Annotated in this window: 17 protein-coding genes; 6 read left to right on the forward strand and 11 right to left on the reverse strand. The window is 63.4% G+C overall.

The window, feature by feature from the left end:
- Positions 1-170: 170 nt before the first annotated feature.
- From AC0L28_RS00005 to AC0L28_RS00050, 10 genes are all read right to left on the reverse strand, one after another.
- Positions 171-800: a sarcosine oxidase subunit gamma gene (locus AC0L28_RS00005; protein ID WP_473474838.1), complete on the reverse strand. Its 630-nt coding sequence runs from the start codon at positions 798-800 to the stop codon at positions 171-173.
- Positions 793-3,771, reverse strand: a complete 2,979-nt coding sequence (locus AC0L28_RS00010; protein ID WP_473475371.1) for a sarcosine oxidase subunit alpha — start codon at positions 3,769-3,771, stop codon at positions 793-795. The genes AC0L28_RS00005 and AC0L28_RS00010 overlap by 8 nt, the downstream gene beginning before the upstream one ends.
- A 136-nt stretch (positions 3,772-3,907) precedes the next feature.
- A complete protein-coding gene (locus AC0L28_RS00015) occupies positions 3,908-4,183 on the reverse strand; it encodes a sarcosine oxidase subunit delta (protein WP_473474840.1) in 276 nt (91 codons plus the stop codon).
- Between the two features lie 16 nt (positions 4,184-4,199).
- A complete protein-coding gene (locus tag AC0L28_RS00020) occupies positions 4,200-5,453 on the reverse strand; it encodes a sarcosine oxidase subunit beta family protein (RefSeq protein ID WP_473474842.1) in 1,254 nt (417 codons plus the stop codon).
- 92 nt (positions 5,454-5,545) lie between these two features.
- Positions 5,546-6,853: a type III glutamate--ammonia ligase gene (gene glnT / locus AC0L28_RS00025; RefSeq protein ID WP_023799483.1), complete on the reverse strand. Its 1,308-nt coding sequence runs from the start codon at positions 6,851-6,853 to the stop codon at positions 5,546-5,548.
- A 38-nt stretch (positions 6,854-6,891) separates the two neighbouring features.
- The gene (locus AC0L28_RS00030) at positions 6,892-8,220 is read right to left on the reverse strand and encodes an FMN-binding glutamate synthase family protein (RefSeq protein WP_473474844.1); all 1,329 of its coding nucleotides are present in this window, start codon (positions 8,218-8,220) and stop codon (positions 6,892-6,894) included.
- A 6-nt stretch (positions 8,221-8,226) separates the two neighbouring features.
- Positions 8,227-8,958 (reverse strand): GltB/FmdC/FwdC-like GXGXG domain-containing protein, encoded by a 732-nt coding sequence (locus AC0L28_RS00035; protein ID WP_473474846.1) that lies wholly within the window; start codon positions 8,956-8,958, stop codon positions 8,227-8,229.
- A gap of 4 nt (positions 8,959-8,962) precedes the next feature.
- Positions 8,963-9,859: a class II glutamine amidotransferase gene (locus AC0L28_RS00040; protein WP_287236893.1), complete on the reverse strand. Its 897-nt coding sequence runs from the start codon at positions 9,857-9,859 to the stop codon at positions 8,963-8,965.
- A 133-nt stretch (positions 9,860-9,992) separates the two neighbouring features.
- Positions 9,993-10,211, reverse strand: coding sequence for a hypothetical protein (locus AC0L28_RS00045; RefSeq protein WP_287072904.1), 219 nt, complete (start codon positions 10,209-10,211; stop codon positions 9,993-9,995).
- A 37-nt stretch (positions 10,212-10,248) separates the two neighbouring features.
- Positions 10,249-11,646 carry an ammonium transporter gene (locus tag AC0L28_RS00050; protein ID WP_287232500.1) on the reverse strand — a complete coding sequence of 466 codons (1,398 nt, stop codon included), beginning with the start codon at positions 11,644-11,646 and terminating at the stop codon, positions 10,249-10,251.
- A gap of 165 nt (positions 11,647-11,811) precedes the next feature.
- Here AC0L28_RS00050 and AC0L28_RS00055 point away from each other — a divergent pair, with 165 nt between their 5' ends.
- From AC0L28_RS00055 to AC0L28_RS00080, 6 genes are all read left to right on the forward strand, one after another.
- The gene (locus AC0L28_RS00055; RefSeq protein ID WP_287236894.1) at positions 11,812-12,945 is read left to right on the forward strand and encodes an aminomethyl transferase family protein; all 1,134 of its coding nucleotides are present in this window, start codon (positions 11,812-11,814) and stop codon (positions 12,943-12,945) included.
- A gap of 14 nt (positions 12,946-12,959) precedes the next feature.
- Positions 12,960-13,556 carry a dimethylamine monooxygenase subunit DmmA family protein gene (locus AC0L28_RS00060; RefSeq protein ID WP_287226126.1) on the forward strand — a complete coding sequence of 199 codons (597 nt, stop codon included), beginning with the start codon at positions 12,960-12,962 and terminating at the stop codon, positions 13,554-13,556.
- On the forward strand, positions 13,553-14,518 hold the full coding sequence (locus AC0L28_RS00065) for a PDR/VanB family oxidoreductase (RefSeq protein WP_473474850.1): 966 nt from the start codon (positions 13,553-13,555) through the stop codon (positions 14,516-14,518). Before AC0L28_RS00060 ends, AC0L28_RS00065 begins: the two co-directional genes overlap by 4 nt.
- A gap of 9 nt (positions 14,519-14,527) precedes the next feature.
- Positions 14,528-15,568, forward strand: coding sequence for a heme-dependent oxidative N-demethylase family protein (locus tag AC0L28_RS00070; RefSeq protein ID WP_287226122.1), 1,041 nt, complete (start codon positions 14,528-14,530; stop codon positions 15,566-15,568).
- A 133-nt stretch (positions 15,569-15,701) separates the two neighbouring features.
- Positions 15,702-16,448, forward strand: a complete 747-nt coding sequence (locus tag AC0L28_RS00075) for an SDR family NAD(P)-dependent oxidoreductase (RefSeq protein WP_473474852.1) — start codon at positions 15,702-15,704, stop codon at positions 16,446-16,448.
- A 37-nt stretch (positions 16,449-16,485) separates the two neighbouring features.
- The gene (locus AC0L28_RS00080; RefSeq protein WP_473474854.1) at positions 16,486-17,520 is read left to right on the forward strand and encodes an RNA polymerase subunit sigma-70; all 1,035 of its coding nucleotides are present in this window, start codon (positions 16,486-16,488) and stop codon (positions 17,518-17,520) included.
- 279 nt (positions 17,521-17,799) lie between these two features.
- Here the strand turns inward: AC0L28_RS00080 and AC0L28_RS00085 are convergent, their stop codons facing one another.
- The gene (locus AC0L28_RS00085; RefSeq protein WP_023799471.1) at positions 17,800-18,507 is read right to left on the reverse strand and encodes a helix-turn-helix domain-containing protein; all 708 of its coding nucleotides are present in this window, start codon (positions 18,505-18,507) and stop codon (positions 17,800-17,802) included.
- Positions 18,508-18,538: the final 31 nt, after the last annotated feature.

Genomic DNA, 18,538 nt, shown 5'->3' on the forward strand with positions numbered 1-18,538 from the left:
AAGGTCGCCATCGTCGCCGTCATGCGCAAGCTCATCACAACCCTCAACGCTATGGTGCGCACCAACAAACCCTGGAATCCGGCTTCCGTTTGAAGCACGGTTGCTCAACCGTCTTGGCGCTGCGCGCCAATCCACCTTCTCCCACAAGAGGAGAAGGGAAGAGGCAACCGCTACCCCAACTCCCCTGAATACCCTATGTCGACGCCATACTCCGCGGCTGCGTCGAGCATCGTGTGCCACAGGCTTTCGGCGAAACTTGCAAACACCAGAAGGTTGAACATCGGCTGCCCGTCCGGCCGGTCATTGCCACGCCAGAGATTGACGCCGGTGTGGTCGATCGATGTGGCGGCAGCGGCGTCGATCGGAAACGCCGTTGGGTGCAGGTCGATCGACGACAATTTCGCCAGCATGGCGCGCGCCTTGGCTCCCGCCACGCTGATCAGGGCGCGCGCATGCGACTGGTCCGACAGCGAGGCGGATTGCGAGAAAGCTTGTCTCAAAATGTCGATCGCGTGCTTGCCGGCCTTGGACAGGACGAGGAACTGATCCGGTCCCGACCAGATGAGCGTCACGTCTGAAGTGCTGACGGCCTTCGGCAGATCCGGAGCCGCCATGCCGAAACGGGCCTTGGCGGCGTTTGCCAGTTCCGCCCCTTTGCCGCGCCGCGCCATCACCTGGATCAGGTCGAAATTGCGAACTTCAGTGAGGGAAATGCCCGGCGCGACGTCGCACGCGCCATGGGCGCCTACGACAAGGACATGCTCCAGCGGACTGCGAGAAATCCACGAAAACTCAGCCACGCTGGCGCCCTCCATCCGGATCGTAGAAGACGGGATTGCACAGCTCGACATCATAGTCTTCACCTCGCAGCGGATCGTGCGCATGGACGATCTCGCCGATCCGCTCGCGGCCGCGCTCGACAAGCGCCAGCCCGATCCACTGGTCAAGTGTCGGCGAGAAACAGACCGAAGTGACATAACCCTGGTCGTTGGCAGAACCCGGTATCTCGCCTTTCGGAACGACATGCGCGCCGGAGCGCAGGCGGCGCGTCTTGTCGGTCGGTTTGATGCCGACCACGACCTGCCGATCCGGTGCGACCAGCGCCTCGCGTCCGGCCATAACGCGGCCGACAAAATCCTTTTTGGTGGACATCATCTTGCCCAAGCCGAGATCGGCCGCGGTCGTCGTGCCGTTCAGCTCGGGCCCGGCGACATGGCCCTTTTCGATGCGCATGACGCCAAGCGCCTCGGTGCCGTAGGGCGTGACGCCGAATTGTTTGCCGGCTAGCATCAGGTTGCGCACCAGCGCGTCGCCGTAGCGGGCCGGAACGGAAATCTCGAACGCCATCTCGCCGGAGAACGAAATGCGGAACAGCCGCGCCCCGATGCCGCCGCGAAGGGATACCTCCCGCGCGCCCATGAATGGAAAGCCCTCGTTCGAAAGGTCCTCTGAATCATCAACGATCTGTTTCAGCAACTCCCGTGCGCTCGGCCCGGCGATCGAGAATTGCGCCCACTGGTCGGAGACTGACGTAAGTTGCACGTCGAATTGAGGAAACAGCACCTGCCGGCAGAATTCGAGATGCTGCATCACCGGCCCGGCCTTGGCGGTCGTGGTGGTCAGGAAATAGTGGTCCTCGGCCAACCGCGACGTGGTGCCGTCGTCGTAGACCATGCCGTCCTCGCGCAGCATCAGCCCGTAGCGGGCTTTTCCCACAGCAAGGTTGGAGAAAGTGTTGATGTAGACGCGGTCGAGGAAGGCGCCGGCATCCGGTCCGTGCACGTCGATTTTGCCGAGCGTCGAGACGTCGCAAAAACCGACACCGCCGCGCACCGCCTTGACCTCGCGGGTGACCGTTTCCAGCCAGTCCTTCTCGCCGGCGTGCGGATACCATTGCGCGCGCTTCCACAAGCCGGTGTCGACGAACACCGCGCCCTGTTCGGCTGCCCAGTGATGCGACGGCGTCAGCCTTGTCGCATGGAAGTTTTCGTCGCGATGATGGCCGGCAAACGCGCCGATGGCGACCGGCACATAGGGCGGACGGTAGATCGTCGTGCCGGTCTCGGGAAGGGATTTTCCTGACAGCGCCGCCATGATCGCGAGGCCGGCGACATTCGAGGTCTTGCCCTGGTCGGTCGCCATGCCGAGCGTCGTATAGCGCTTGAGGTGCTCGACCGACTCAAAGCCTTCGCGCTGCGCCAGTTCGATGTCCGCAGCGGTGACGTCATGCTGGTAGTCGACAAAGGCTTTGCCTCTGCCGGCAACATGCCAGAGCGGGGTCAGCGAAAAAGCTTCGTCTTCGGCGACTGGCGGAGCGCCGGCATTGCCGCTGTGTCCGGCACTCTGCGCTGCCGCCGCACCGGCGGCGAATCCCTGGCGCAGGCAGGCGCCGAGCCCAAAAGCGCCGTTGGCGGCACCGGCGGCCACCATGCCGGGAGGCGCGCCGTCCGGCACGAAGGCGGATATGTCGTCCTGCCATTTCGGCCGGCCGCGATGGTAGGAAGTCAGCCCGACCGCCGGGTTCCAGCCGCCGGAAACGGCAAGCCCGTCGGCTTCGACCTCGGCGCGTGCGCCGCCGGCGAGCGCCACCGAGATTTTCCTGACACCGTCCTTGCCGCCGTCCACCCCGCTGACGAAACCGTTCAAAACGGCAAAGCCGGCCTTGGCGGCAAGCGCGCGATGCGCGGCCGATACGTCCGGACGCGCATCGACAACGGCAGCGATCTGCAATCCGGCGTCGAGTGCCGCCTCGACCGTGCGCCAGCCATCCTCATTGTTGGTGAACAGCGCAATCCTCTTCGCCGGGGTTGCCGCATAGCGCGCGATATAGGTCCGCATCGCCGAAGCCATCATCACGCTGGGCGTGTCGTTGCCGGCAAAAACGATCGGCCGTTCGATGGCGCCGGCGGCAACAATCGAGCGCTTTGCCACGATCCGCCACAGCCGCTGGCGCACCTGATGCTCTGGCGGGGAGGGCAGGTGGTCGTTGACCCGCTCGATCGCGCCATAGGTGCCGCCATCATAGACGCCGAACAGCGTCGTGCGGGTCATGATGCGGACGTCCGGCAGCGAGGCGAGCTCGGCCAGCGTGCGCGAAATCCATTCGGCTGCGGGCACCCCGTCGATCGTGCCGCCGTCGGCAAGCAGGCGGCCGCCAAGCGCAAAATCTTCCTCGCACAGGATGACGCGGGCACCAGATCGGCCGGCGGCAAGTGCTGCCGCCAGCCCGGCTGGGCCGGAACCGGCGATCAGCACGTCGCAATGCGCCCACGTCTTGTCGTAATGATCAGGATCGGCAACGCCCGCGGCGCGGCCGAGACCCGCGGCGCGGCGGATCGCCGGCTCGTAGACCGCTTCCCAGAATTTTGCCGGCCACATGAAGGTCTTGTAGTAGAAGCCGGCGACGAACATCGGTGAGAACAGCTGGTTGACCGCCATCAGATCGTGGCGCAGCGACGGCCAGCGGTTCTGGCTGGCGGCTTCCAGACCGTCATAAAGTTCGGCGGTGGTCGCCTTGGTGTTGGGCTCACGCCGGGCTCCGGTGCGCAGCTCGACCAGTGCGTTGGGTTCTTCCGAGCCCGCGGTCAGGATGCCGCGCGGCCGGTGGTACTTGAACGAGCGGCCGACCAGCTTCACGCCATTGGCGATCAGCGCCGAGGCCAGCGTGTCGCCCTGGAAGCCGGCAAAGGTTTTGCCGTCGAAGCGAAAGTTCAGCGGCACTGAGCGGTCGATGAGACCGCCCGATGTGAGACGATGGGGCTGGCTGGTGATCACGGTTGCCGGCCTTCCGTCGCTTTGACGTCATGCAGGAACGCAGCGCTGCCCCTCATCGCCCTGCCGGGCACTTCTCCCCGTATAGTGACGGGGAGAGGGTAAGGGTGAGGGGCGGCGCCAACTTGGACAGAATTCATTTTGCCACCTGCCTCGCCCCGACACCCGCCGCCGGCTCGACCGAGGAGATCCCGTGCGTCAGCGTGTTGCGGGTGATCTTCAGCCAGGCCCGGCAGCCGCCGCCATGGTACCAATGTTCGCTGGCCTCGCCGGCAATGTTGTCGCGCAGATAGACATAGTCGAACACCTCGTCTTCCGAGGCGCCGGCTGCCGGCCGCAGCGGCTTGGCGTCGCCGACATAGGTGAACTCGCCGAGTTCGCGTTCGCCGCAGAAGGGACAGACAATACGCATGCTTTTCGGGCCGTCCTCAGTGCAGGTTCGGTTGGGCGCCGACGCCCTTTTCATCGATCATCGCGCCCCGCCGGAACCGGTCGAGGCGGAAGCGCGCCGCCTCCTTGTGCAGTTCGTCGCGGGCCAGAAGATGGGCAAAGACAAGGCCGCAGCCGGGCGTCGCCTTGAAGCCGCCATAGCACCAGCCGGCATTGAGATAGAGCCCGTCCACCGGCGTCTTGTCGATGATCGGCGAGCCGTCCATCGACATGTCCATGATGCCGCCCCATTGGCGCAACAGGCGCACGCGACCGATCATCGGCATCAGCGCCATGCCGCCCTCGCAGACGTCTTCCATCACAGGCATGTTGCCGCGCTGGGCATAGGAATTGTAGCCGTCTATATCGCCGCCGAAGACCAGCCCGCCCTTGTCCGACTGGCTGACATAGAAATGGCCGGCGCCGAAGGTCATGACATTGGGGATCAGCGGCTTGATCGCCTCGGAAACGAAGGCCTGCAGCACATGGCTCTCCATCGGCAGCCGCAGGCCAGCCATCGCCGCGACGCGCGACGAACTGCCGGCGACGGCCATGCCGACCTTGCCGGCGCCGATTGTGCCGCGCGATGTCTCGACGCCGGTTACCTTGCCGTTGGCGTCGCGCCCAAAGCCGGTCACCTCGCAGTTCTGGATGATGTCGACGCCGAGCGCGCTCGCCGCATGGGCGTAGCCCCAGACCACGGCGTCGTGGCGTGCTGTGCCGCCGCGCCGCTGCAGCAGGCCGCCTTGCACGGGAAAGCGGGCATTGTCGAAGTTCAGGAACGGCATCATCTTCTTGACCGCGGCAAGGTCGAGCAGTTCGGCATCGATGCCGTTGATGCGCATCGTGTTGCCGCGCCGCGCATAGGCGTCGCGCTGCGCATCGGAATGGTAAAGGTTGATGACGCCGCGCTGGCTGACCATCGTGTTGTAGTTGAGGTCCTGCTCCATCCGCTCCCAGAGCTTCATCGACAGCTCGTAGAAGCCGGTATTGCCGGGCAGCCCGTAATTGGAACGGATGATGGTGGTGTTGCGGCCGGCATTGCCGGAGCCGATCCAGCCCTTTTCGAGCACGGCGACATTCCTGATGCCGTATTCGCTGGCGAGGAACCATGCCGTCGCCAGGCCGTGGCCGCCGCCGCCGATGATCACCACGTCGTAGCGGTCCTTCGGGCTGGCGTCGCGCCAGGTGCGCTGCCAATTCTTGTGACCGGAAAATGCCGCACGGGCGAGGGAGAAGATCGAGTATTTCATGGCTCTATTCCGAGGTCGCTCGCGCCGCGCAGGACCATTCTTGACGCATCGGAATCGTCCGAAAACCGCTTCACACTTTTCGGTCCGATGCTCTAGATATCCAGCGTGTGGTCGCGCTCCCACTGGGTGAAGTGGGAAGCATAGGAATTCCATTCCTGATGCTTCAGCTTTAGATAAGCCGACGAGAATTCCTCACCCAGCGCTGCCTTGAGCGATTTGTCGTTGTCGAACTCGCGCAACGCATCGAGCAGGTTGAGCGGCAGCTTCGGCGCGCCCTCCACCGTATGCCCGAACTGGTACATGTCGATGTCGTAGCGTTTGCCGGGATCGGCCTTCGAGCGGATGCCGTCGAGGCCGGCGGCGATGATGACCGCCTGCAGCAGATAAGGGTTTGCCGCGCCGTCGGGCAGGCGCAGCTCGAAGCGTCCGGGGCCGGGCACGCGCACCATATGGGTGCGGTTGTTGCCGGTCCAGGTCACCGAGTTCGGCGCCCAGGTGGCGCCCGAAATGGTGCGCGGCGCATTGATGCGCTTGTAGGAATTGACCGTCGGGTTGGTGATCGCGGCAAGTGCCGAGGCATGCTTCATGATGCCGCCGAGAAAATTCCTGCCCTTCGCCGACAGGCCGAGCTCCATGGCGTTGTCGGCAAAGACATTGGTCTTGCCGTCCTTGTCCCACACCGAGATATGGGCGTGGCAGCCATTGCCGGTCAGGCCCGGGAATGGTTTTGGCATGAAGGTGGCGCGCAGGCCGTGCTTTTCCGCAACGGACCTCACCATGAACTTGAAGAAGGAATGCTTGTCGGCAGTCGCCAGCGCATCGTCGAAGGCCCAGTTCATCTCGAACTGGCCGTTGGCGTCCTCATGGTCGTTCTGGTAGGCGCCCCAGCCGAGCGCCAGCATGTGGTCGCAGATCTCGGCGATGACATCATAGCGCCGCATCACCGCCTGCTGGTCGTAGCAGGGCTTTGACGCCGTGTCGTATTCGTCGGAAATCGTCTTGCCGTCCGGCGAGATCAGGAAGAATTCGGCCTCGACGCCGGTCTTGACATGCATGCCGTCGCCCGCCGCCTCGTCAATCAGCCGCTTCAGCGTGTTGCGCGGCGCCTGGGCGACCGTTTTTTCGTCCATCATGCAATTGGCGGCAATCCAGGCGACTTCCGGCTTCCACGGCAGCTGGATGACCGAATCCGGATCCGGCACCGCCAGCATGTCTGGATGCGCCGGCGTCAGGTCGAGCCAGGTGGCAAAGCCGGCAAAGCCGGCGCCGTCCTTCTGCATGTCGGCGATGGCCTGCGCCGGCACCAGTTTGGCCCGCTGTCCACCGAACAGGTCGGTGTAGGAAATCATGAAATATTTGACGCCGTTCCCTTTGGCGAAGGCGGCGAGATCGTTCCCCATTATAGTTTCCTCGCTTATTGGTATTTGGTAGTTTGGTATCAGAAGCCGTTCTTCCCCGGTATCCAGTTGGTGCCGGCCAGCGGCACACCGGCCATGGCGGCGGCTTCGATCGTCAGCGCGACGAGATCCTCGGGCTCGAGATTGTGCAGGCTGTTCTTGCCGCAGGCGCGGGCGATCGTCTGCGCCTCCAGCGTCATCACCTTGAGATAATTGGCCAGCCGTCGCCCGGCCGCTGTCGGATCGAGCCGTTTCATCAGCTCGGGGTCCTGCGTGGTGATGCCGGCCGGATCGCGGCCCTCGTGCCAGTCGTCATAGGCGCCGGCGGTGGTGCCGAGCTCGTTGTACTCCGCCTCCCAGCGCGGATCGTTGTCGCCGAGCGCGACAAGTGCGGCGGTGCCGATCGACACCGCGTCGACGCCGAGCGCCAGCGCCTTGGCGACATCGGCGCCGTTGCGGATGCCGCCGGAGATGATCAGCTGCACCTTGCGGTGCATGCCGAGATCCTGCAGTGCCTGCACCGCCGGCCTGATGCAGGCAAGCGTCGGCTGGCCGACATTCTCGATGAACACTTCCTGGGTTGCGGCGGTGCCGCCCTGCATGCCGTCGATCACGACGACATCGGCGCCTGATTTCACCGCAAGGGCAGTGTCGTAGTAGGGCCGCGCGCCGCCGACCTTGACGTAGATCGGCTTTTCCCAGTCGGTGATTTCACGCAGTTCCAGGATCTTGATTTCGAGATCGTCGGGTCCGGTCCAGTCGGGATGGCGTGAGGCTGAGCGCTGGTCGATACCCTTGGGCAGGGTGCGCATTTCGGCGACGCGGTCGGAGATCTTCTGGCCAAGCAGCATGCCGCCGCCGCCGGGCTTGGCGCCCTGGCCGACGACGATCTCGATCGCATCCGCCCGGCGCAAGTCGCGCGGGTTCATGCCGTAGCGCGACGGCAGGTATTGGTAGACCAGCGTCTTGGAATGGCCGCGCTCTTCCTCGGTCATGCCGCCGTCGCCGGTGGTCGTCGAGGTGCCGGACAGCGTCGCGCCGCGGCCGAGCGCTTCCTTCGCCGGGCCGGACAGCGAGCCAAAACTCATGCCGGCGATGGTGATCGGGATTTTCAGCTCGATCGGCTTTTTCGCATGGCGCGAGCCCAGCACGACGCTGGTGTCGCAGCGCTCGCGATAGCCTTCGAGCGGATAGCGCGAGATCGAGGCGCCGAGGACAAGCAGGTCGTCGAAATGCGGCAGCTTGCGCTTGGCGCCGGCGCCGCGGATATCATAGATGCCGGTCGCAGCGGCGCGGCGGATCTCGGAAAGCGTGTAGTCGTCGAAGGTCGCGGATTTGCGCGGCGTCGTCGGCGGGTTGCGATAGGTCATTGAGCCTCAATACGCGTCGGCGTTGTCGATGTTGAAATTGTAGAGGGTGCGCGCCGAGCCGTAACGCGTGAACTCCGCCGCCTTGACGCCGGTCACCCCGGCGCGGTCGAGCAGGTCCTGCAGCAATGCCAGATGCTCGGGCCGCATCTCCTTGGCGATGCAGTCGGCGCCGAGGCTGCCGACCTTGCCGCGCACGAACAGCCGCGCCTCGTAGATGGAATCGCCGAGCGCATCGCCGGCATCGCCCAGCACCACCAGATTGCCGGACTGCGCCATGAAGGCCGACATATGGCCGATATTGCCGTGGACGACGATGTCGATGCCCTTCATCGAGATGCCGCAGCGCGACGACGCGTTGCCCTCGATGACCAGCAGCCCGCCCCTGCCGGTGGCACCGGCATATTGGCTGGCATCGCCTTTGACCGTTATCGAGCCCGACATCATGTTTTCGCCGACGCCGGGTCCGGCCGAGCCATGCACCGTGATGGCGCTGCCGTCGTTCATGCCGCCGCAATAATAGCCGACGCTGCCGCGGACATCGATGGTGACCGGCTGTTCGACGCCGACGGCGACCGAATGGCTGCCTTTCGGATTGAGCACTTCCCAAGCGGTCTGGTTCGAACCGGGGGTCAGATCGTGAAGCGCCTGGTTGAGCTCGCGCAGCGGCATCTCGGCCAGGTCGACGACCCGTGACGCATGGCTCTGGTCGAGTGCCTTGGAGACGTTGATTGCCGGCATGAATTCAATGCTCCCAGAAATAGACGGTTGCAGGCTCCGGTTCCCAGACCCTCGCATTATCTATGCCGGGCAGTTTGGTGAGCGCGCGATATTCCGAGCCGAAGGCGACATACTGGTCGGTCTCGGCCATGACGGCAGGCTTGCAGGCGATCGGATCGCGCACCACGCCGAAGCCGTTCTTGGTGCCGACGACGAAGGTGAAGAAGCCGTCGAGGTCGCTCAGCGTGCCTTCCAGCGCCTCGCCGAGATTCTTGCCATGCGCCATCTGCGAGGAGAGATAGGCGGCCGCGACTTCAGTGTCGTTCTCGGTCTCGAATTTCATGCCTTCGCGGATCAGCTCGCGGCGGACGTTGTTGTGATTGGACAGCGACCCATTATGCACCAGGCATTGGTCGGCGCCGGTCGAGAACGGATGCGCGCCCATCGTCGTAACTGCCGATTCCGTCGCCATGCGGGTATGGCCGATGCCGTGCGTGCCGGTCATGCTGCGCACGTCGAAGCGATCGACCACCGTTTCGGGCAAGCCGACTTCCTTGTAGATTTCGACGACGTCACCGGCGCCCATGATGCGGATGTCGGGGCGCAGCGCCTGGATCGCCTCGCGCAGTTCGTCGATCTTGGCAGGCGCGGTCCTGACCACCGCATGCGTCGATTTCACTGCAATGCTTACTGGCGCTCCGATCGCCTTGGCGAGTTCGGCGTCAAGGTTGCCGAAATCCTGCTCCGGCTTTGCCGACTGCATGGTAATCTTGGCCTCGTTGCCGGATGGCGTGCCATAGATGGCGATGCCGGCACTGTCGGGGCCGCGATCGCTGAGCGAGATCAGCATCTCCGAAAGCATCGAGCCGAGTTGGGGCTCGAGCGACTTGTCCTTCAAAAACAATCCGACGATTCCGCACATGCCAGGCTCCCGCGGTGAGGTATGATTTCGGTGCTACCAGCTTCATAAATAGAATTCAACTCATATGAAAGTTTTTTTCATATTGGACAAGTCGCCCGGCGCGATTTGAGACGCCAGGCGACCTTATTCCGGTCTAATGGCGGTCGATCGCCTTTCTGGTTTCCTCTCCGGTGCGATCCGCCGCCATATCGGCCTCGATCTCAGCGTTCTCCTGGCGCGTCTGGAGGACGTGCCACCCGATCCAGAAGACGAGGCCGACGATCACCATCACCACTTCAGAGCCCTGGAAAGGGTAGATCGCGCCGACGTCCTTGAGGTCCACGGCCCAGCTTTCCATTCCATTGGTCGACATTGCGGTTCTCCCTGTCGGTTGACTACTTGTCGGTTGACTATTTGATCATGGCCTTTTCGGCGGTTCCCAGTTCGCGGACCGACGCCTCGAACGCATGGTTGAGGGCAAAGTCGACGCCCTCGAGTTCGACCTTTTTCGGTACGCGCAGCAGGTTCATGCTGTTGAGGATCTTGCAGACGACGAAGGTGGGGACGAAGCCGAGCACGAACATCAGCACCGCACCAGCGAAATTGCCGAGCGGGTTGATGTGCGCGAAGCCCTCATAGGGCGAGGACGGCTGTCCCCACAGCATGAAGCCCGCCACCACCACCCCGAGGAACCCGCCATAACCGTGCACCGCAACGGCGCCGACCGCATCATCGATCTTGAATCGGCGCTCGACGAAATAGTGCAGCTTGTAACAGATGCTCGGGACGATCGCGCCGATCAGCATCGCCTGGATCGGGTGATAGAGGTCGTTGCCGGCAGACGCCGAGATGATGCCGCAAAGCCCCATAGAGAACGTCCAGAAAGGGTCGCCTTTCGAGACGATGTAGCCGGCCAGCATACCGCCCGACAGCGACATCAAGAAGTTGAAGGTGACCGCCGAGAGCGTGGTCGGCGCGAGATAGATATTGGTCGCCGTCCAGGTCTCGCCGGTGATCTGGCCGGCAATCGTGGCCGGGCTGATCAGCGGAATGTTGCACGCGGCATAGAAGCCCCAGAAGCCGGTGAAGATCAGGAACAGGCCGATCGTGACCAGCCAGACATTATGGGGCGGGATGTCGCGGGCCGTGCCGTCGGGCCTGAATTTGCCGATGCGCGGCCCAAGCACGATGAGAAAGGCGAGCGCCGCTCCGCCGGCGATTGCGTGCACGACGCCCGATGCATAGGCGTCGTGATAGCCCCACAGTTTCACCATCCAGCCTTGCGGATGCCAGCCCCAGGACGCGTCGAGGATCCACAGGACCGAGCCGATCAGCACCGCGACGATCCAGAACGCGCCAGAGCGCGCGCGCTCTATGATCGAGCCCGAGATGATCGACGCCGTCGTGATGGAAAACAGCAGAAAGGCGCCCCAGAACACGCCGTTGAGGCGATGCCACAGCGCCGCGTCGGTAGGGGTGACCCCCGTCTCGCCCGGATTGACACCGGAGAGATGGGTGCCCATCAGCGGATTCCATGGTTCGGCAAATGGCGCCGTGACAAGTCCGCCGGCGATGCCCGGCCCGTTGGGGAAGCCGAAATAGATCCACCAGCCAAAAAAATAGAAGGTGATCGTGACGAGCGGAATCGCCATCGCGTTTTTCATCAGCGTTTTCAGATGATTGCGCCGACGCGACACGCCGACCTCGTACATGCAGAACCCGACATGGATCAGGAACATCATGACGATGGTCACCCAGTAATAGAACTCCGTGAAAATGGTCGTTAGAGCGTTGAGATTCCCTTCCATTGCATGTCCCCTCCGTTCAGTTGCGTTCCTTGCCTCTCAGTAAAACTTTTTGCATCTTAGTATTGCGCGCTTTTGGAGTTTTGAGTCAATATGGCGCGGACCGTCGCATGGCCTCAGTGCCCATGAGCGGCGAACGCCGGCAATCTTGTGAGGAGAAGCAAGTCCATGACCGCATCCTGGAGATTTTCGACCTTGGCGGATCGCCATCGTACGCTCGGTTCGAAGCTCGAAGACTGGAGCGGGATGGGCACTGCCTGGACCTACGACAAGGACGCCGACGAGGAGTACATCGCCATCCGCACCAAGGCCGGGCTGATGGACGTGTCGGGCCTCAAGAAGGTCCACATCACCGGGCCGCATGCCTCGCACCTGATCGACCTCGCCACGACGCGCGACGTCGAGAAAATATATCCCGGCAAGTCGGCTTATGCCTGCATGCTCAACGAGGCCGGCAAGTTCACCGACGACTGCATTCTCTACCGCACCGGTCCGAATGCCTGGATGGTCGTGCATGGTTCGGGCACCGGCCATGAGGAATTGCAGCGCGCCGCCATGGGCCGCGATGTCTCGCTGCGCTTTGACGACAATATGCACGACCTTTCGCTGCAGGGACCGATATCAGTCGACTACCTGGCCAAGCATGTGCCTGGCATACGCGACCTCGCCTATTTCCATCACATGCAGACCCGGCTGTTCGGTCTTCCGGTGATGATCTCACGCACCGGCTACACCGGCGAACGCGGCTACGAGATCTTCTGCCGTGGCCAGGATGCCGGCACGATCTGGGACACCATCCTCGACGAGGGCAAGAGCGCCGGCATCATCCCGTGCCGGTTCACCACGCTCGATATGCTGCGCGTCGAGAGCTACCTCCTGTTCTACCCCTACGACAATTCGCAGAAATATCCGTTCGAGAACGAAGGCCCCGGCGACACGCTGTGGGAACTCGGCCTCGATTTTACCGTCAGCCCCGGCAAGACAGGGTTTCGCGGCGCCGAGGAGCACTACCGCCTCAAGGGCAAGGAACGCTTCAAGATCTTCGGCGTGCTGCTCGAAGGCAAGGAGCCGGCCGACGAGGGCGCACCGGTCTATCGCGACGGCAAAAGGGTCGGCGTGGTGACCTGCGCCATGTATTCGCCGCTGGTCCAGAAATCGATGGGCATTGCCCGGCTCGATGTCGATTGTGCCGTCCAGGGCACCAGGCTCGAGATCCGCAACCAGAGCGGCGCCATCAGCGCAACGGCCGAGCCGCTTCCATTCGACGATCCGAAGAAGACCAAGCGCACGGCAAAAGGCTAAGGCATACTGAGAGGATGGCAGCGAAAAGCATCATCAGCCGGCCGGTCTACGGAACCCTGTCGCCGCAGCCCGGCAAGCACCATCTTTTCGTGGCCGATGCAGACGGCGCGCTGGCGATAACGGACTTGGCCCCCAAGGCGCCCGACGGTTTTTTTGCCGATGCCCATATTATTTTCATCCCCGGCAATGAGGGCCAGCATGTCGCCGCGCTCGAAGCGCTGAAGCCGGCGCAGTTCTACCAAGGACCTTCCTTCGCCAGCGCCCTGCCGCGGCTGAAGCAGACGCTGGCCAACGCGCATATGGGCCTGCGCCTCTATCTCGCCGGCACCGAGGGGCTGATCGGCCAGGCGATGCAGGCGGCGCTCGAAGCCGGCATCGACCACACCTCGATCCAGACCGAGCATCGCGGCTCGCTGGCGCGCCGCGTTCAATGCGTCCATTGCAAGGGCATCACCGAAAACGTGACGACGCAGCCGGCGACCTGTTCGCATTGTGGCCTGCTTCTTCTGGTACGCGATCACTATTCCAGGCGCCTCGCCGCATTCCAGGGCGTCTGCATCAATGCGGAAGACCGCAGCGAAATTCCTCCGGCGGAGGAGATCTTTCGATGAGCACCGGCACCACCAAGCTTGACGTCGTCGTGAGCGATGTCGTCCCGGTCAACGAACTTGTCACGCGCTTCCATTTCCGCCGGCGCGACGGGCAGCTTTTGCCGACATTCTCCGGCGGCGCCCATGTTGTGGTGGAGATGCGCGGCGGCGAGCGGACCAGGCTCAATCCCTATTCGCTGATGGGCTCGCCGCTCGACACGCGCGAGTACACCATCTCGGTGCGCCGCGACGATGCTGGCCGCGGTGGCTCGCTGTTCATGCACAGGCATGTCAGGCCCGGCATGGAGATGGTGATCAGCTACCCCGTCAATCTGTTCTCGCTCGACCTGCGCGCCAGGAAGCACCTGATGCTGGCCGGCGGCATCGGCATCACGCCTTTCATGGCGCAGACCGCGCAGCTGGCAGCGGAAGGCGGCAATTTCGAGCTGCATTACACCTGCCGCACCGCCTCGCTCGGCACCTATGCCGATGTGCTTAGAGAACGCTACGACCGCCGCGTCAGGCTCTATCACGACGACCGCGACGAGCGGATCGAGCTCGACCGGCTGCTGTCGTCGCAGCCGCTTGGCACGCATCTCTACGTCTGCGGCCCGTCGGGCATGATCGGCTGGGTGCGTGACCGCGCCGCTGCCTTGGGCTGGCCGACGGAGACCGTGCATTTCGAGCATTTCGCCGCTCCGCAGCCCGGCGCGCCGTTCGACGTGACGCTGGCCCTGAGCGGCAAGTCGATCCGTGTCGGCGAGCAGCAGAGCCTGCTCGAAGCGATCGAGGCCGCCGGCGTCGATCCGCCCTATCTCTGCCGCGGCGGCGTCTGCGGCCAGTGCGAGACCAATGTCATCGCGCATGACGGCAACTTCATCCACATCGACCACTGGCTGAGCGAGGACGAGCACCGTTGCGGCAAGAAGATCATGCCTTGCGTCTCGCGCTTCGAGGGCAGGTCGCTGGTTCTGGAAAGATAGGAGGCGAGCTTGGGCATCACCTTTCGTAACGAAACGTTCCGTAACGACTTCACCTTCAGGAACAGCCCGGAGCACATCAGGCGGTTCCCGTTCCCGTTCCACGAGGACAGCTACATGTATGCGGTCAACATCGAGCCGCACGTCGTCGGACCGAAGGGCAGCGCGCTCGAAAACCTGATCGACGTCGACGAGCACTATGTCGCCGAGATGCAGGACCGCGCGCTGGTGCTGGCGGAAGACCCGCTGCGCTGCCAGTCACTGCCGCACATGACGCTGGCCGGCTGGGACCTGCTCGAACTTCTGATGGAACAGCAGGCGCTGGGCTATCCCGAGCATTTCACGCTGACGCGCGACGGCGACAAATGGCGCTGGATCAACCGGCCGCTCGGCATCGACGACAGCTTCACCTTCGGCGATGTCTCGACGCTGCCCTACGGGCCGATGGAATACATCACGCGGCAAAGCCAGGGCGATTTCTGCATCCTCGACCAGCGCGACGGCAATCTGTGGATGGATGCCGGCATGGTCACCACCCAGGCCGACTGGTCGCTGGATTTCGACATCGGCATGAACTTCTTCGAATGGCACGCGCCGGTGCCGCTGGCGCATGAGAAGGGGATTTTCACCCGGGCGCTAAAATTCCTCACCAACATCCAGCAGGGCAAGCCGGCGCGGCGGCTGAACTGGACGATGACCATCAATCCGCGCCTCGACACCAGTCCGGAAAATTACCACAAATGGGGTCCGGACCGGGCGACGGTGACGCCCGAAAACGTCGGCGACAAGGTCCATCTGCGTGTCGAATTGCAGAGCTTCTGGCGGCTGCCGCGCTCGAACGGCATCGTCTTCCCGATCCGCTGTTATCTCATCAAAATGGACGAACTGGTGACCCAGCCGAAATGGGCGCGGCGCCTGCACCGCGTCATCCGCGACCTTCCCGAAGAGCTCGCCAATTACAAAGGCCTGACACGCTACCGCGCGACGCTGGTCGAATGGCTGTCGAAGCTGGACGACGGCAGCCCGACATCGCCCGGCTTCGGGCCGGATTAAGGAGGCTTGCACCGGCGCTTCCGATCACCTGAGAAGATTTTTGACCCCGCACCGATGATTTCAGACCGCCCGCGCTGTCCTTATCAATGGGCGTGCCTGGATGGTCCAGCTGCCCGGATAGCAAGGTGGGTCCATGAGATTGTTACAAGGTCAGAATGTCGTCGTCGTTGGAGGAAGCCGTGGTGTCGGCCGCTCGATCGTAGAAGCCGCCCTCAGCGAGGGAGCGACGGTCCTCGCAGTCGCCCGCAGCGAACAGACCCTGGCGGAATTTGCCCGGGAGACTTCGGGCGTGAAGACGTTCGCGGTCGATGCAACTGTGGACATCGCTCCCGATCAGGTCTTCGCCGCGCTGGAACCGGACGTCCTGGTGATATGCGCAGGTGCTCTTGCCCCCTCCGCGCCCCTACATGAACAGAACTGGGAGGCGTTCTCCGCAAACTGGGAAACGGACGTCAAGGCGTCGTTTCTGTTTTGCAAGGCCGCGCTTCGGCGTCCGCTCAAACCGGGCGCCCGGGTTGTTCTGATCTCCAGCGGCGCGGCTCTGACCGGGGGGCCACCGAATTCCGGCGGCTATGCCGGCGCAAAACGCATGCAGATGTTCCTGGCCGGTCATAGCCAGAAGGAATCGGATCGGCGCGGCTTCGACCTGCGCTTCATGGCGCTTGCGCCTATGCGCATCATGCCAGGGACCGGCGTGGGCGACGCCGGCATCGAGAGCATTTCGGCCTATAGGGGCGTCCGGCCCATGGAGTTCATCGCGGGCATCCTCGACATGCAGACGCCGGCCGACGTCGGACGGGCGGTGGTGGCACTCGCCACCCAACAATCGCAAGGATGTTCCTTCGCAGTGAGCGCGAGCGGACTTGCGCCGGCCGCCTGAGACGCGCGTAATGCAAACTCAAAATTGCCGGATCCGCATGACAGACTCGCAGGCACCTCTCAAGCCGGTACGTGAGCCGGGCCAGCCGATCCTCGATCGGCTGGCCTTCGAACAGTTCACGGCTGCCCATCGCCGGGAGCTCAAGCTCCATTGCTATCGCATGATGGGCTCGCTGCACGAGGCGGACGACCTTGTCCAGGACACGCTTCTGCGCGCCTGGCGCGCAAGATCGGAGTTCGATGGGCGGGGTTCGGTTCGCGGTTGGCTCTACACGATCGCGACCAACTCTTGCCTCAACGCGCTCAAGGCCAGGTCGAGGGCGAATCGCATTCTCCAGCAGCCCGAACCGCCGGCTTCCCACGGGATGGCCACAGGCGGCCCTGCAGCCGAGGTCACCTGGTTGGAGCCTTACCCGGACGCAGAGCTACCGGGCCGCGCTGATGGTGAGCCGGGTCCGGAAGCGCGCTACGAGACCCGCGAAGCCGTCCAACTCGCTTTCGTCGCCGCGATCCAGGATCTGCCGCCCAGGCAGCGCGCCGCTCTACTGCTTTCCGACGTGCTGGGCTGGTCGGCTGTCGAAACGGCGGGATTGCTGGGCGGGTCGACGGTTTCGATCAACAGCGCATTGCAGCGGGCCCGCATAACCCTTGCGGCGCGATATCCCCAAGGACGTCCCATCCATCGATCGAAGCCCAACCCCGACGAAGGCCTGCTGCTCGAACGTTACATGCGAGCCTGGGAGGCCGCCGATCTCGACAGCCTGATCGAACTCCTGCGGGAGGACGCCACCTATCGCATGCCGCCCTGGCAGGAATGGTATCGTGGACGCGCGGCGATCCGCAGTTTCCTCGAGACCATCTGGGGCAATTTTTCGGGCTTCCGCACCGTAGCCATTGGAGCCAATGCCCAGCCGGCAGTCGGGGTCTATTCCCGCAGCCAGAATGACCCTGCGTGGCGAGCCCATTCGCTGCATGTGATCGAGCCCGCCGAGGGCGGTATCGCCGCCCTGACGATCTATGTGCCGCCGCTCGGCCCCAGCTTGTTTGCGGCCTTCGGCCTGCCGTCATCCTAAAGCGCATCGCATTTGACCGGCCCCATGCGACGCGCTTTAGGTTGTTGTTTCATGCATGTCGATATCGCAAAACCGCTGCACACTTTTGCGCGACATGCATTAGAGCAATTCCAGGAAAAGCGTGAAACGGCTTTCCCGGGAAAGCGCATAGCGCTTTCCCTAGGGAATTGCGCATAAACAAAGAGATAGAGCGGTTCTAGCCTGGACCTGTAACATTCCATCCGGCCGCTTCGCGGCCACGGCGCTCAATGAGGGGACTTCGCTTGCGTCCGAAGCCGCTCAAACCGCGCTACTCTGCGGATAGCAGATGATCGAGAGATAGCGCATCGGCAGTTGCGTCAGCTGTTCCGGGCCGTGCGGCGCGTCGGCGTCGAAGAACAGGCTGTCGCCGGGTTTCATCGGATAGAGATTGCTGCCGTGCCGGTAAACCACCTCGCCTTCGAGCATGTAGAGGAACTCCATGCCCTCGTGCTGGAAGGTCGGAAACACGTCGGAATCCTCGGTCAGCGTGATCAGATAGGGCTCGACGACGACCCCGCTGGTGTTCGACCCGATATGGCCGAGCAGGTTGTACTGATGGCCGGCGCGCGTACCCCGCCGCTCGACATCGAGGCCTTGGCCGGCCTTGACGAAGACGGCGCTGCGCTCTTCCTCGAAGCGGCGGAAGAAGGCGGTGACCGGAACGCCGAGCGCCCGCGACAGCGCCTGCAAGGTGGTCAGCGACGGCGAGGTGATGCCGTTTTCGATCTTCGACAGCATGCCAAGCGAAATGTCGGTGGCAGCGGCAAGATCGGCAACAGTGATGCCGAGTTTCTTGCGAAACGCCCGCACCTCGCGGCCGATTGCGACCTCCAGGACTTTTTCGCGGGTGTCGCGGACGGCGTGCGGGTCCTGGGTCAGTGGCGTCCGGATCGTTGCCACGCCCTTCGGCTGTGGCTTGGCCTTGGCGGCGGCGCCATTCCTCAAACTGGAAGCTTTCTTCGCCATGTCGCCACCCGGTCCTGCAGATTAATTTCAC

The sequence above is a fragment of the Mesorhizobium sp. WSM4847 genome (assembly GCF_055811335.1).